We start from the raw sequence: 14,074 nt of genomic DNA on the forward strand, positions 1-14,074 counted from the left end.
GTACAGGGGAGAGGGTTAGGGTGAGGGGGGAAACTACATCCCCTGCCCCACTTTCAGCACCGCCGCGATATTCCTTGCCGCCATCCTGACGTTCTCGCTGGCATTTTCCAGCGCGTCTTCCAGCGAGCAGATGGTGTAGATCACGCTGAACACCGCATCAATGCCGTGATCGTGTACCACGCCAACGTCCGCCGTCAGGCTCCCTGCGATGCCGATGACGGGTTTGTTAAAGCGTTTCGCCACTTTCGCCACGCCCACCGGGACTTTGCCGTGGATCGTCTGGCTGTCAATACGCCCTTCCCCCGTGATCACCAGATCCGCATCGGCCACCTGCTCGGCCAGATGTAGCGCGTCGGTCACAATCTCAATACCCTGGCGCAACTGCGCGCCGCAAAAGGCGTACAGCGCGGCCCCCATGCCCCCCGCCGCGCCACCACCTGCCAGGTTCAGCACGTCGATATCCAGATCCCGGGCAATGACTCGCGCATACTGAGCAAGCGCGTTGTCCAGGGTGACGATCATTTCGGGTGTGGCCCCCTTTTGCGGACCAAATATGGCTGACGCCCCCTCCTTTCCGGTCAGGGGATTGGTGACGTCGCAGGCGACCTCAATCCGGCACTCCGCCAGACGTTGATCCAGACCACTCAGATCGATTCGCGCGAGTTTTCCCAGCTCGCGCCCGCCCAGGCCAAGGGACTCTCCACTGGCATCCAGCAGTTTCGCGCCCAGCGCCTGCACCATTCCGGCTCCGCCGTCGTTGGTCGCGCTTCCCCCGATCCCGATGATGATATGCTTAACGCCTGCATCCAGAGCGTGGCGGATAAGTTCCCCCGTGCCCCAGGAGGTCGTTTTCAGCGGATCGCGCTGCGCAGGCGCAACCAGCTCCAGACCGCTTGCCGCCGCCATTTCAATAAAGGCGCTCTGCTCGTCACCGGAGATCCCGTAAAACCCTTCCACCCGCTCGCCCAGGGGACCGGTCACCGGAACATGCACCATTCGCCCCTGCGTTGCCGCGATCATCGCCTCAACCGTGCCTTCGCCACCGTCCGCAACCGGCAGCTTGACGTAAACCGCCTCGGGAAAGATCTCGCGGAAACCACGCTCTATCGCTGTCGCGACCTCGAGCGCACTTAAACTTTCCTTATACGAGTCCGGTGCGATAACAATTTTCATAAGCCATCCTTACGCATAGTCGTTACGTTAAGCATACACCACGTAAAGAACCGCTAATGGGAGCGGTCCCATTGCGTTTATCGTACCATGCACGGACGTTTATTGTCGAATGCCCAGTCAGGGATCAGGTACTGCATCGCCATCGCGTCGTCGCGGGCGCCCAGACCGTGTTTCTGATACAGCTCGTGGGCCTTCATGACCTGGTCCATATCCAGCTCAACGCCTAACCCCGGCGTGGAAGGTACCTGCACCATGCCACCTTTGATCTCAAACGGCGCTTTGGTCAGGCGCTGATTCCCTTCCTGCCAGATCCAGTGCGTATCGATAGCGGTGATCGTGCCCGGCGCGGCGGCGGCAACGTGGGTGAACATCGCCAGCGACACATCGAAGTGATTGTTGGAGTGCGAGCCCCAGGTCAGGCCAAACTCATGGCACATCTGCGCCACGCGAACCGACCCCTGCATTGTCCAGAAGTGCGGGTCCGCCAGTGGAATGTCGACAGACTGCAGTGACAGGGTGTGTCCCATCTGACGCCAGTCGGTGGCAATCATGTTGGTCGCGGTCGGCAGTCCCGTGGCACGACGGAACTCGGCCATCACTTCCCGGCCAGAGAAACCCTGTTCAGCCCCGCACGGATCCTCCGCATAGGCCAGCACGCCCTTCAGCTGCTTGCCGATGGCGATCGCTTCATTAAGCGACCAGGCACCATTCGGATCCAGCGTCACGCGCGCCTGCGGGAAACGTTTTGCCAGCGCGGTGATGGCTTGCGCCTCTTCCTCTCCGGCCAGCACGCCGCCCTTCAGTTTGAAATCGTTGAAGCCATATTTTTCGTACGCGGCTTCCGCCAGACGCACCACCGCGTCCGGGGTCATCGCCTCGTCGTGGCGGAGCCGGTACCAGTCGCATTTGTCATCCGGCTGGCTCTGATAGGGCAGAGGCGTCAGCTTGCGGTCGCCGACAAAGAACAGATAGCCCAGCATTTCCACTTCGCTGCGCTGCTGACCCTCGCCCAACAGCGAGGCAACGTTAACCCCCAGATGCTGGCCCAGCAGATCCAGCATCGCGGCTTCAATGCCGGTTACCACGTGAATGGTGGTGCGCAGATCGAACGTCTGCAGACCACGACCACCGGCATCGCGGTCGGCAAAGGTGTTACGCACGGTATTGAGAACATTTTTGTACTCACCCAGCGTTTTGCCCACCACCAGCGGGATGGCCTCTTCCAGCGTTTTGCGGATCTTCTCCCCGCCCGGAATTTCCCCCACGCCGGTGTGGCCGGCATTGTCTTTGATAATCACAATATTGCGGGTAAAGAATGGCGCATGTGCGCCGCTCAGGTTCATCAACATGCTGTCATGGCCCGCAACCGGTACGATCTGCATGGCGGTGACGACAGGGGTAGAAAAAGTACTCATCGTTCAATCCTTTTATCAGTGACGTCCGAAAACAGGGCGCTTACGGTCAAATGTCCAGCCGGGAATAAGGTACTGCATTGGGCCCGCGTCGTTACGCGCGCCGCCCGGCAATTTTTTATACGCCTCATGGGCTTTGTGGATCTGATCCCAGTCAGGCTCCACGCCCAGGCCCGGCGCATCCGGTACGGCAATCTTGCCCTGTTTGATTTCCAGCGGATTTTTCGTCAGGCGGGCTTCTCCCTCCTGCCAAATCCAGTGAGTGTCGATGGCGGTCGGGTTACCCGGCGCCGCCGCGCCAACGTGGGTAAACATCGCCAGCGAAATATCGAAGTGGTTGTTCGAGTGACAGCCCCAGGTCAGGCCCCACTCATCGCACAGCTGCGCCACGCGCACCGCGCCCGAAAGCGTCCAGAAGTGGGGGTCTGCCAGCGGGATGTCGACGGCGTTCAGCATCACCGCATGCCTCATTTCACGCCAGTTGGTGGCGATCATATTGGTCGCCACCGGCAGCCCGGTGGCACGACGAAACTCGGCCATCACTTCACGGCCCGAGAAGCCCTGCTCCGCGCCACAAGGATCTTCCGCATAGGTCAGAACATCCTGCAGCCCTTTGCACAGGCTAATCGCTTCCTCCAGCAGCCATGCGCCGTTCGGGTCAACGGTAATGCGTGCCTCCGGAAAGCGCTTTTTCAACGCCCGTGCCGTTTCAATCTCCTGCTCGCCGGGTAGCACACCGCCCTTCAGTTTGAAATCCTTAAAGCCGTAGCGATCCTGTGCGGCCTCGGCCAGACGAACCACCGCTGCGCTGGAGAGCGCCTCCTGGTGGCGCAGGTGATACCAGTCGTGGTCACCCGTGGATCGCGCCAGATAAGGGAGATCGGTTTTATTACGATCGCCCACGTAGAACAGATAGCCCAGCACCGTCACCGCATCCCGCTGTTTACCCGGCCCCAGCAGCTCGCAAACCGGGACATTCAGCGCCTGGCCCAGCAGGTCGAGCAGGGCGGCCTCCAGTGCGGCGACCGCATTGACGCGCAGTTCGAACGTCCAGGCGCCTTTCCCGAACGTGTCAAAGTCTGCCGACTGATTGCCCTTATGCACCCGCTGAACCACCTTATTCAGACGGCCTACCTGCTGGCCCACCACCTGCGGGATGGCATCAACCAGCGTCTGGTAAATGACCTCACCGCCAGGGGCTTCACCCATGCCGGTATGCCCTGCGCTGTCTTTCAGCACCACGATATTGCGGGTAAACCAGGCGTTATGGGCGCCGCCAATATTGAGCAGCATGCTGTCCTGGCCAGCCACAGGGATAACCTTCATCTCCGTGACGGTTGGGCTCGATTGCGTTGTCATCAGCCACGCTCCTCAACAGGTTTAAGCTCGACGCGTTTGATATCACCCACCAGCACCAGATAGCTCAGCACCGCGACCAGCGCATGCACCCCCACATAAATCAGCGCACCGTTGAAAGATCCGGTCGTGCCGACGATGTAACCGATGGCGATTGGCGTAACAATCCCGGAGATATTGCCGAACATATTGAACAGACCGCCGCTCAGGCCGCTGATCTCCTTCGGTGCCGTATCCGCCATCACTGCCCAGCCGAGCGCGCCGATGCCTTTGCCGAAGAAGGCCATCGCCATAAAGCCGATAATCATCCATTCCGCATTCACGTAGTTACAGAACACCATGGTCATGGAGAGCAGCATACCGAGCACAATCGGCGTTTTACGCGCGATGTTCAGTGACCCGGTGCGACGCATCAGCCAGTCGGAGATCACCCCGCCGAGCACGCCCCCCACGAAGCCGCAGATTGCCGGGACCGAGGCAACAAATCCCGCCTTCAGAATCGACATGCCGCGGGCCTGCACCAGGTACACCGGGAACCAGGTGATGAAGAAGTAGGTTAAGGCGTTAATGCAGTACTGACCCAGATATATCCCGATCATCATCCTGGAGCCAACGAGCTGTTTGATCTGCGCCCATTTCTGGCTGAACGGGACTTTTGCCGTCGCCGATTTTTGATCCATATTGATCAGCGCGCCACCTTCTGCGATGTACTCCAGCTCTTTTTTATTCACGCCAGGGTGCTGGCTGGGTTCGTGGATCACTTTCAGCCAGACAAAGCTGATGATGATCCCCAGTCCGCCCATAAAGAAGAACACGTGCGACCAGCCCACCTCATGCGTCAGCCAGCCCATAATGGGGGCAAAGATCACCGTGGCGAAGTACTGTGCGGAGTTAAAAATCGCCACCGCCGTTCCCCTCTCCTGCGCCGGGAACCAGGCGGCCACAATGCGGCTGTTGCCCGGGAACGAAGGGGCTTCCGCTAAGCCCACCAGGAAGCGCAGCGTGAAGAGCGCGACGATGATGCCAAAGCCGCTGAACACATCGACGAAGCCCTGTAACAGGGTGAAGGCAGACCAGATGAAGATGGACCAGAAATAGACCCGTTTCGAGCCAAAACGGTCCAGCAGCCAGCCGCCAGGAATCTGCCCGATGACGTAGGCCCATGAGAACGCAGAGAAAACGTAACCCATGCCCACGGGATCAAGGCCGATGTCTTTCGCCATTTCCGAGCCGGCAATCGACAGCGTGGCGCGGTCACCATAGTTAAAGGATGTGACGATAAACAGCATCACCACTATCCAGTAGCGGGCATTGGTGCGCTTTTCAGCGCGGCTCGCTGCGTGGCTTAATGTACTCATTGTTGCACTCCTGAAACATAGCTTTCGCCAGGTTCATTCTGTACAGCACCGGTAGGGTAATCAGAATGAGATTTATGTTTTGTCGTTTTGGTACGGCCTGCAGCCGTTTTATCGTGACCGGAAAAGTATATGAAGGAGTGACACGTTCTCTCACCGTGCAAAAACACAGTATTAAAGGGTGTGAGGGAGGTTGTTTAGGGCATAAGCCCAGAGGAGTGGAAGGTGGTTCACGGAAATGGCGTTTGGTGCGGGGTGTAATGCCGGGTGGCGGCTACGCCTGACCCGGCCAGGAAAAACCGTAGGCCCGCGCAAGCGAAGCGCCGCCGGGCAGAGTGTTATTTGAGAAGTGAGGCCCAGTTTTCCACCCACGGGTTTGATTCACTCTCGGGTTCTGGGTGTTCGCCCGCGTCAATCATCAGCATCTCGCCAACGCGCTGGGCGCTCTGCTCCTGGAGGAGCGCATCGAACTGCTTGCCGCCGCCGCAGAAGTTGGCGTACGAGCTGTCGCCGAGGGCAATGATGCCGTAGTGAACGTCAGGCTGATAGCCAAGCTGCTCTTTAATGCCCTGGAACAGCGGCACGATGCTGTCCGGCAGATCACCCTGCCCGGTGGTGGAGGTCACCACCAGAATGTATTTATCTTTATACTTTTCCCAGTCCGCCAGCGCCGGGTCTTCATAGACCGTGGCTTTATGGCCCTTGCCTGCCAGAATCGCCTCAGCCTCTTCCGCGACCAGCAGCGAGTTGCCGTACATTGTGCCGACAAAAATGCCTACTTCAGCCATGATATTTTCCCTTTTTGAATACGCTTATTGTTCATCCTGAACGTTGCCTGATACAAACTCAACCCTTTCATTTTCGGGGAGTTGTCCCAGCCAGCCAAACTGTGACAGCGCCTGCATCCAGACGTCATCCAGCCCCGCGCGGATAGTCAGCGGTTCGCCGGTAAACGGGTGCGTCAGGCTGAGCTCGCTGGCGTGTAACATCAAACGGTTGCAGCCAAAATGTTCGGCCGCGCTGCGGTTCTGGCGCAAATCACCGTGTTTGCTGTCACCAATAATCGGATGACGCAGATGCTTCAGGTGTCGGCGAAGCTGGTGTTTACGCCCGGTTTTTGGCAAAAGCTCCACCAGGCTGTAACGCGTGGAGGGAAATTTGCTGGTGGCGACCGGCATGTCGGTGGTCGCCATACCGCGATAATCCGTCACGGCAGGCTGCGGGCCCTTATCCTCGCGGGCAAATTTATCGGCGATTTTGTCCAGTTCCTCCACCAGCGGATAGTCCAGGGTGGCGGAGTCAGTCAGCCAGCCACGGACGATGGCGTGGTAGCGTTTCTGGATCTGGTGCTGTTCGAACTGCTGCGCCAGCAGACGCCCTGCTTCGCTGGAAAGCCCCATCAGCAGCACGCCGGAGGTCGGCCTGTCGAGACGATGGGCAGTAAACACATGCTGACCAATCTGGTCGCGCACGGTTTGCATCACCACCACTTTCTCGTCCCGATCCAGCCAGCTTCGGTGCACCAGCCAGCCTGACGGTTTATTCACTGCCACCAGCCATTCATCCTGATAGAGGATCTCAAGCGTCATGCATCTTCACCGGCAAACAGGGCATCCAGTTTTTCCAGTTCGACCAGCATCACGTCGCGCGCAGGGTGCGTCGCCTCCAGCGCCATTTCATAATAGGGAGAAACAGCAAACGCCTGCGGCAACGGGTGTCCGCCCTCAAGCAACGCGTGCATTCGCGGAAGTAAAACCCACTGGAGCCACTCGAACGGTGCCAGCGTATCCAGGCAGAAGGGCTGGGTGCTCGCGAACGCTTCTGGCTGCGGCGCGGTCTCCTGCCACAGCTGATGTTGGCGCAAAAGGGCTTCGATGGCGTGCAACTGAGCACGAACGCTATCGTAATGCGTCATAGTAACCTCAACTGAAAAAGTGAACGGCGCGCAGCATAGCATTGCGGAAGGCAGAAATAAAAAAAGGGAGCACTGTAAAAACAGTGCTCCCGGTTCGTTTCGCAGCATTCCAGCTACAATTCGTGCTCCCTGCTCATCCGTGACAACTTTTCCTGAAGCCCGAAGGCCTGGTCATCCGTAAACCCATGCATCCTGCACACATCTTCCTGACGTGTCTGTTTCATCCTGAAACGTCCTGGCCTTCCTGACCCACCGACCATCCTGACCGGTTCTCGTTCTCCTTCCTGGAGGTGTCCCTTACGCTTCCTGCGTTATCCACTTGCTTCATCCTGAAGCCTTCCTGCAGCGCCATCCTGACGTGTCCTGTGTAAGAAACGTCATCATCCTGATGTTCGTCTCTTGTGTCGGCGTCCTGTCGACGGAGATAGAATCCGCTATTCCGCTTCGTCTTACAACCCACCCTGTCAGGGGGGTAAGCCGTAAGAAACCGCCAAATCCGTAGCGATGATCCAGTAATTCGTTGAAATACAGTGTGATATTAATCTTAATTGAATAAGGCAATACTGAATGATCCAGCGATCTCTCACAAACCTTGTAAGAGATCTCTCACACGCGGTGTAGCATCATGGATTACAGAAGCGGCTCAAGTCGGGTGAGGAAATCCGCAAGAGAGGGGGCGAGAGTCTCGCGATTGCGGGTGCCGATGGTCTCTTTAATCACTTCTCCGGACAGGTTACAGACGGAGATAACATCCAGTTCGCTGTCGAGTGTGGCGATAAAGAGCGTCGGAGAAAGCTTAAGGCGTTTTTGCGTGACCAGATGACCAATCAGGTTTTCCTGAACACGCTGCAGATCGTCTTCGCTCCAGGTCTGCAACAGCGTCAGCGTCATGTCCGCAAAGCGCGCAGGCATATCCCCTGCAAACTGCGTGGCATAAAACGCATGAACCGCTGGTTTTACCACAATGTCCATTGCCCGTTCAACCGCATTTACATTTTGCTCACCGGTATTGGGCTTCGGCTGCCAGATCACGTAATCGTCGGGCGAAGAGATAATGCAGGGTGAGGGTACACCATATAAATCAGCACTTTGCGGCCATGTACCGTGCTTTTCATGCCAGGCATCGCAATAGCGGGTTGTGAAGGTAGTCAGGGCATTTGCAGTTTCGATGTCCACCGATTTCTCTCTTCTTGTCAGACAGGATAAACTCAGGGCATAAGTGTACCTGTAAAGTGGCTATGAAACATGTCTTACGAAAATCATCAGGCGTTAACCGGCTTAACGCTGGGTAAATCGACCGACTACCGCGATACCTATGATGCCAGCCTGCTGCAGGGCGTACCGCGCAGCCTGAATCGCGATCCGCTGGGTCTGCATGCGGACGCGCTGCCGTTTGTCGGCGGGGATATCTGGACGCTGTACGAACTCTCGTGGCTCAACGCCCGTGGGCTACCGCAGGTGGCGGTGGGCCACGTTGAGCTGGATTACGCCAGCCAGAATCTGGTGGAATCCAAAAGCTTCAAGCTCTATCTCAACAGCTTAAACCAGACCAGATTCAACAGCTGGGACGACGTTCAGCATACGCTGGAACGTGATTTAAGCGCCTGTGCGCAGGGCAAGGTAAGCGTTTCACTGTATCGCCTGCACGAGCTGGAAGGGCAGCCGATTGCCCACTTCAACGGGACCTGCATCGACGATCAGGACATCGAGGTGGAGAACTATGAATTCAGCGCCGACTACCTCGAAAACGCGGCAAGCGGAAAGGTGGTCGACGAGACGCTGGTCAGCCATCTGCTGAAATCCAACTGCCTGATTACCCACCAGCCTGACTGGGGCTCAGTGCAGATCCAGTACCGCGGCCCGAAAATCGACCGGGAAAAGCTGCTGCGCTATCTGGTGTCGTTCCGCCATCACAACGAATTCCACGAGCAGTGCGTGGAGCGCATCTTCAGCGACATCCAGCGTTTCTGCCAGCCAGAAAAACTGAGCGTATATGCGCGCTACACCCGCCGTGGCGGTCTGGACATTAACCCGTGGCGGACCAATACCGATTTTGTGCCTGCGACGGGCCGGCTGGTACGTCAGTAAGATAACTATTTTCACAATATGCGCGGTTTGTTCCGCGCTTTAGGTTGTGAAACGTCACGCGCCAGGGCTATTGTAATCAACAGGGAAAGACGATAATCGTCCCGTAAGGAGCTCACTTGATTACACATATTAGCCCACTTGGCTCAATGGATATGTTGTCGCAGCTGGAAGTGGACATGCTTAAACGCACGGCCAGCAGCGATCTTTATCAACTGTTTCGTAACTGTTCACTTGCCGTACTGAACTCCGGAAGCCTGACAGATAACAGTAAAGAACTGCTGTCCCGCTTCGAAAGCTTTGATATCAACGTGCTGCGACGCGAGCGTGGCGTGAAGCTTGAAGTCATCAATCCACCGGAAGAGGCCTTCGTCGACGGACGTATCATTCGTTCACTTCAGGCTAACCTGTTTGCCGTGCTGCGCGACATCCTGTTTGTTAACGGGCAGATCCACAACGCCGGCCGCTTCCAGCATCTCGACCTGGAAAGCTCAGTCCATATCACCAACCTGGTGTTCTCCATTTTGCGCAACGCCCGTGCCCTGCACGTTGGCGAAGCACCCAATATGGTCGTCTGCTGGGGCGGCCACTCCATTAACGAAACCGAATATCTCTACGCCCGTCGGGTGGGAACACAACTCGGCCTGCGTGAGCTGAATATCTGTACCGGTTGCGGCCCGGGCGCCATGGAGGCGCCAATGAAAGGTGCCGCGGTGGGGCATGCTCAGCAGCGTTACAAAGAGGGACGCTTTATCGGCATGACCGAGCCGTCAATCATCGCCGCTGAACCACCTAACCCACTGGTTAACGAGCTGATTATCATGCCGGATATCGAGAAACGTCTTGAGGCGTTTGTCCGTATCGCCCATGGCATTATCATCTTCCCGGGCGGCGTAGGAACGGCGGAAGAGCTGCTCTATCTGCTGGGGATCCTGATGAACCCGGCTAACAAAGATCAGGTGCTACCGCTGATCCTGACCGGGCCAAAAGAGAGCGCCGACTACTTCCGCGTGCTGGACGAGTTTATCGTGCATACGCTGGGCGAAACCGCGCGCCGCCACTATCGCATCATCATTGATGATGCCGCGGAAGTGGCGCGTCAGATGAAAAAAGCGATGCCGCTGGTGAAAGAAAACCGCCGTGATACCGGGGATGCCTACAGCTTTAACTGGTCAATCCGCATTGCGCCGGACCTGCAGATCCCGTTCGAGCCAACGCATGAGAATATGGCAAACCTGAAACTGTATCCGGATCAGCCGGTGGAAGTGCTGGCGGCCGACCTGCGTCGTGCCTTCTCCGGCATTGTGGCGGGTAACGTTAAAGAGGTAGGTATTCGCGCTATCGAGCAGCATGGTCCGTACAAGATCCACGGCGATCCGGAAATGATGCGCCGCATGGACGACATGCTGCAGGGCTTTGTTGCGCAACACCGCATGAAGCTGCCGGGCTCTGCCTACATTCCTTGCTACGAAATCTGCACATAACGCTTAGCAGCGTCTCACCAAAGCCGGGTCGCCCTGTCGCGTATCCCGGCTTTTTTATTACCAAAGCAATTCATATATATCCCTTATGTGATTTACAAAGTTTTCACATACGCAAACGATTACTTCGTTTTTGCGACCGTAAATTATCAGCCTTAATCCAAATTACCTGCCAGAAAATCCTAAAAACCTGTTTCTTTACAGCTAAAGACACCTATATCACGGGTCGGTCTTTCAGCCCACATGTCGTTGGTGGTAGCCTTCGCGCCCGTAAATTCTCTTTGATGTTTTTTTAACAGATAAATGGTCTAAAGATGCCCACATCATAAGTGGATTATTGCATTTGGGATCAGGATCACTGATAGATTCATAACTAGAATGTATCTTTCCGCCCGCCAATAGTTACGGGTGAAAATTATTAAAAAACCGTCACTGAACGAATTTCATATTACCGTCAGGCACTTTTTCATCGGATTTGACTAAAAACCTGACAATTCGCTTCCTCCAGGAGATACAGATGGAAACCACTCAAACCAGCACCGTTGCTTCGATTGAATCCCGAAGTGGTTGGCGCAAAACGGATACCATGTGGATGCTTGGCCTTTACGGCACAGCAATCGGCGCTGGTGTACTGTTCCTTCCTATCAACGCAGGCGTCGGCGGTCTGATCCCGCTGATCATTATGGCAATCATTGCTTTCCCGATGACCTTCTTCGCACACCGCGGACTGACCCGCTTCGTGCTGTCCGGTAAAAATCCGGGTGAAGACATCACTGAAGTGGTTGAAGAACATTTCGGCGTGGGTGCAGGTAAACTGATTACCCTGCTCTACTTCTTCGCGATTTACCCTATCCTGCTGGTCTACAGCGTAGCGATCACCAACACCGTTGAAAGCTTCATGACGCACCAGCTGCACATGACGCCACCACCACGTGCGATTCTGTCTCTGATCCTGATTGTGGGCATGATGACCATTGTGCGCTTTGGTGAGCAGATGATTGTTAAAGCGATGAGCGTGCTGGTGTTCCCGTTTGTGGCTGCGCTGATGTTACTGGCCTGCTACCTGATCCCACAGTGGAACGGTGCCGCGCTGGAAACCCTGTCCCTGAGCAGCGCATCTGCAACCGGTAACGGTCTGCTGATGACCCTGTGGCTGGCAATCCCGGTAATGGTCTTCTCCTTCAACCACTCTCCAATCATCTCTTCTTTCGCTGTGGCGAAACGTGAAGAGTACGGTAATGGTGCTGAGAAGAAGTGCTCCAGCATTCTGGCACGCGCTCACATCATGATGGTGCTGACCGTTATGTTCTTCGTATTCAGCTGCGTACTGAGCCTCTCCCCGGCGGATCTGGCGGCAGCGAAAGAGCAGAACATCTCTATTCTGTCTTACCTGGCAAACCACTTTAACGCACCGCTGATTGCGTGGATGGCTCCGATCATCGCGATGATCGCCATCACCAAATCCTTCCTCGGCCACTACCTGGGCGCACGTGAAGGCTTCAACGGTATGGTGATTAAATCTCTGCGCGGTAAAGGTAAGAGCATTGAAATCAGCAAGCTGAACAAAATCACTGCGCTGTTCATGCTGGTGACCACCTGGGCTGTTGCCACCCTGAACCCAAGTATCCTGGGCATGATTGAAACCCTGGGCGGCCCGGTTATCGCGATGATTCTGTTCCTGATGCCGATGTACGCGATTCAGAAAGTCCCTGCTATGCGTAAATACAGCGGTCATGTGAGCAACGTCTTTGTGGTTATCATGGGGCTTATCGCTATCTCTGCGATCTTCTACTCCCTGTACACCATGTTCTGATTATCACCCGCGCCGTCCCTGGACGGCGCACTCCTTCCTCTCTGACTGAAAGCAATGGACGCATCATGATTAGCGTATTCGATATCTTCAAAATCGGTATTGGTCCTTCCAGCTCTCACACCGTCGGACCGATGAAAGCCGGTAAGCAGTTCACGGATGACTTGATTGCACGCGGCATTCTGCACGACGTCACCCGCGTGGTTGTCGATGTGTACGGCTCGCTTTCCCTGACCGGGAAAGGTCACCATACCGATATCGCCATTATCATGGGCCTGGCGGGAAACCTGCCGGATACCGTTGATATTGATGCGATCCCTGGCTTCATCCAGGACGTTAACACCCACGGTCGCCTGCTGCTGGCAAACGGCGAACACGAAGTGGAATTCCCGGTTGATCGCTGCATGAATTTCCATGCCGACAACCTGTCGCTGCACGAAAACGGTATGCGGATTACCGCGCTGGCAGGCGATAACGCGGTATACAGCCAGACTTACTATTCTATCGGCGGCGGTTTTATCGTCGACGAAGACCACTTTGGTCAAACCAGCACCTCCTCTGTAGAAGTGCCGTATCCGTACAAAACGGCGGCGGATCTCCAGCGTCACTGCCAGGAGACGGGACTTTCCCTCTCCGGTCTGATGATGAAAAACGAGCTGGCCCTGCACAGTAAAGAAGAGCTGGAACAGCACTTTGCAAACGTCTGGGAAGTGATGCGCGGCGGTATTGAGCGCGGGATCACCACCGAAGGCGTCTTGCCGGGCAAGCTTCGCGTACCGCGTCGTGCCGCCGCGCTGCGTCGTATGCTGGTGAGCACCGACAAAACGACCACGGACCCGATGGCCGTCGTGGACTGGATCAACATGTTCGCTCTGGCGGTAAACGAAGAGAACGCTGCCGGGGGCCGGGTGGTCACTGCGCCGACCAACGGTGCCTGCGGCATTGTTCCGGCGGTGCTGGCGTACTACGACAAGTTTATCCGTGAAGTGAACGCGAACTCGCTGGCGCGCTACCTGCTGGTCGCCAGTGCGATTGGTTCCCTGTACAAGATGAACGCCTCGATTTCCGGCGCGGAAGTGGGCTGCCAGGGTGAAGTTGGCGTGGCGTGCTCCATGGCTGCTGCAGGTCTGGCAGAGCTGCTGGGCGCAAGCCCGGCGCAGGTGTGCATTGCGGCCGAAATCGGTATGGAACACAACCTGGGGCTGACCTGTGACCCGGTAGCCGGACAGGTACAGGTTCCGTGCATCGAGCGTAACGCGATCGCCTCGGTGAAGGCGGTTAACGCGGCGCGTATGGCGCTGCGCCGCACCAGCGAGCCGCGTGTCTGTCTCGATAAGGTTATCGAAACCATGTATGAAACCGGTAAAGATATGAACGCCAAATACCGCGAAACCTCGCGCGGGGGCCTGGCGATGAAGATCGTTACCTGCGATTAAGCCTCCCAGGAAGCCTCGTTTTGCGAGGCTTCTTCCTGTTTTCCCCACCAT

The 14,074-nt window shown here is 56.5% G+C and carries 12 protein-coding genes; 4 read left to right on the forward strand and 8 right to left on the reverse strand.

Annotated elements, in window-relative coordinates:
* Positions 1 to 33: 33 nt before the first annotated feature.
* The 8 genes from EKN83_RS21030 to syd all read right to left on the reverse strand — a co-directional run bounded on the left by EKN83_RS21030 (position 34) and on the right by syd (position 8,387).
* On the reverse strand, positions 34 to 1,173 hold the full coding sequence (locus tag EKN83_RS21030) for a glycerate kinase (protein ID WP_095449223.1): 1,140 nt from the start codon (positions 1,171 to 1,173) through the stop codon (positions 34 to 36).
* Between the two features lie 77 nt (positions 1,174 to 1,250).
* Positions 1,251 to 2,588, reverse strand: coding sequence for a glucarate dehydratase (gudD, locus tag EKN83_RS21035; protein WP_025757053.1), 1,338 nt, complete (start codon positions 2,586 to 2,588; stop codon positions 1,251 to 1,253).
* A gap of 15 nt (positions 2,589 to 2,603) precedes the next feature.
* Positions 2,604 to 3,944: an enolase C-terminal domain-like protein gene (locus tag EKN83_RS21040; protein ID WP_126801636.1), complete on the reverse strand. Its 1,341-nt coding sequence runs from the start codon at positions 3,942 to 3,944 to the stop codon at positions 2,604 to 2,606.
* Positions 3,944 to 5,299: an MFS transporter gene (locus tag EKN83_RS21045; protein WP_126801637.1), complete on the reverse strand. Its 1,356-nt coding sequence runs from the start codon at positions 5,297 to 5,299 to the stop codon at positions 3,944 to 3,946. The genes EKN83_RS21040 and EKN83_RS21045 overlap by 1 nt, the downstream gene beginning before the upstream one ends.
* A 335-nt stretch (positions 5,300 to 5,634) precedes the next feature.
* Entirely contained in the window at positions 5,635 to 6,084 is a 450-nt protein-coding gene (locus EKN83_RS21055; RefSeq protein ID WP_025757050.1) for a flavodoxin, read from the reverse strand.
* A 24-nt stretch (positions 6,085 to 6,108) separates the two neighbouring features.
* On the reverse strand, positions 6,109 to 6,885 hold the full coding sequence (truC, locus tag EKN83_RS21060; protein ID WP_126801638.1) for a tRNA pseudouridine(65) synthase TruC: 777 nt from the start codon (positions 6,883 to 6,885) through the stop codon (positions 6,109 to 6,111).
* Entirely contained in the window at positions 6,882 to 7,211 is a 330-nt protein-coding gene (locus EKN83_RS21065) for a YqcC family protein (RefSeq protein WP_025757048.1), read from the reverse strand. Before EKN83_RS21065 ends, truC begins: the two co-directional genes overlap by 4 nt.
* Positions 7,212 to 7,841: 630 nt before the next feature.
* The gene (syd, locus tag EKN83_RS21070; RefSeq protein WP_126801639.1) at positions 7,842 to 8,387 is read right to left on the reverse strand and encodes a SecY-interacting protein; all 546 of its coding nucleotides are present in this window, start codon (positions 8,385 to 8,387) and stop codon (positions 7,842 to 7,844) included.
* A 69-nt stretch (positions 8,388 to 8,456) separates the two neighbouring features.
* Here syd and queF point away from each other — a divergent pair, with 69 nt between their 5' ends.
* The 4 genes from queF to sdaB all read left to right on the forward strand — a co-directional run bounded on the left by queF (position 8,457) and on the right by sdaB (position 14,023).
* Positions 8,457 to 9,299 carry an NADPH-dependent 7-cyano-7-deazaguanine reductase QueF gene (gene queF, locus EKN83_RS21075; protein ID WP_126801640.1) on the forward strand — a complete coding sequence of 281 codons (843 nt, stop codon included), beginning with the start codon at positions 8,457 to 8,459 and terminating at the stop codon, positions 9,297 to 9,299.
* Between the two features lie 116 nt (positions 9,300 to 9,415).
* Positions 9,416 to 10,780: a nucleotide 5'-monophosphate nucleosidase PpnN gene (gene ppnN / locus EKN83_RS21080; protein WP_025757045.1), complete on the forward strand. Its 1,365-nt coding sequence runs from the start codon at positions 9,416 to 9,418 to the stop codon at positions 10,778 to 10,780.
* A 514-nt stretch (positions 10,781 to 11,294) separates the two neighbouring features.
* Complete coding sequence (locus EKN83_RS21085) at positions 11,295 to 12,590, forward strand: HAAAP family serine/threonine permease (RefSeq protein WP_025757044.1); 1,296 nt, start codon at positions 11,295 to 11,297, stop codon at positions 12,588 to 12,590.
* Positions 12,591 to 12,655: 65 nt separating this feature from the next.
* A complete protein-coding gene (gene sdaB, locus EKN83_RS21090) occupies positions 12,656 to 14,023 on the forward strand; it encodes an L-serine ammonia-lyase II (RefSeq protein WP_025757043.1) in 1,368 nt (455 codons plus the stop codon).
* Positions 14,024 to 14,074: the final 51 nt, after the last annotated feature.

It is taken from the genome of Enterobacter sp. WCHEn090032 (assembly GCF_003986875.1).
Lineage (GTDB): Bacteria > Pseudomonadota > Gammaproteobacteria > Enterobacterales > Enterobacteriaceae > Enterobacter > Enterobacter sichuanensis.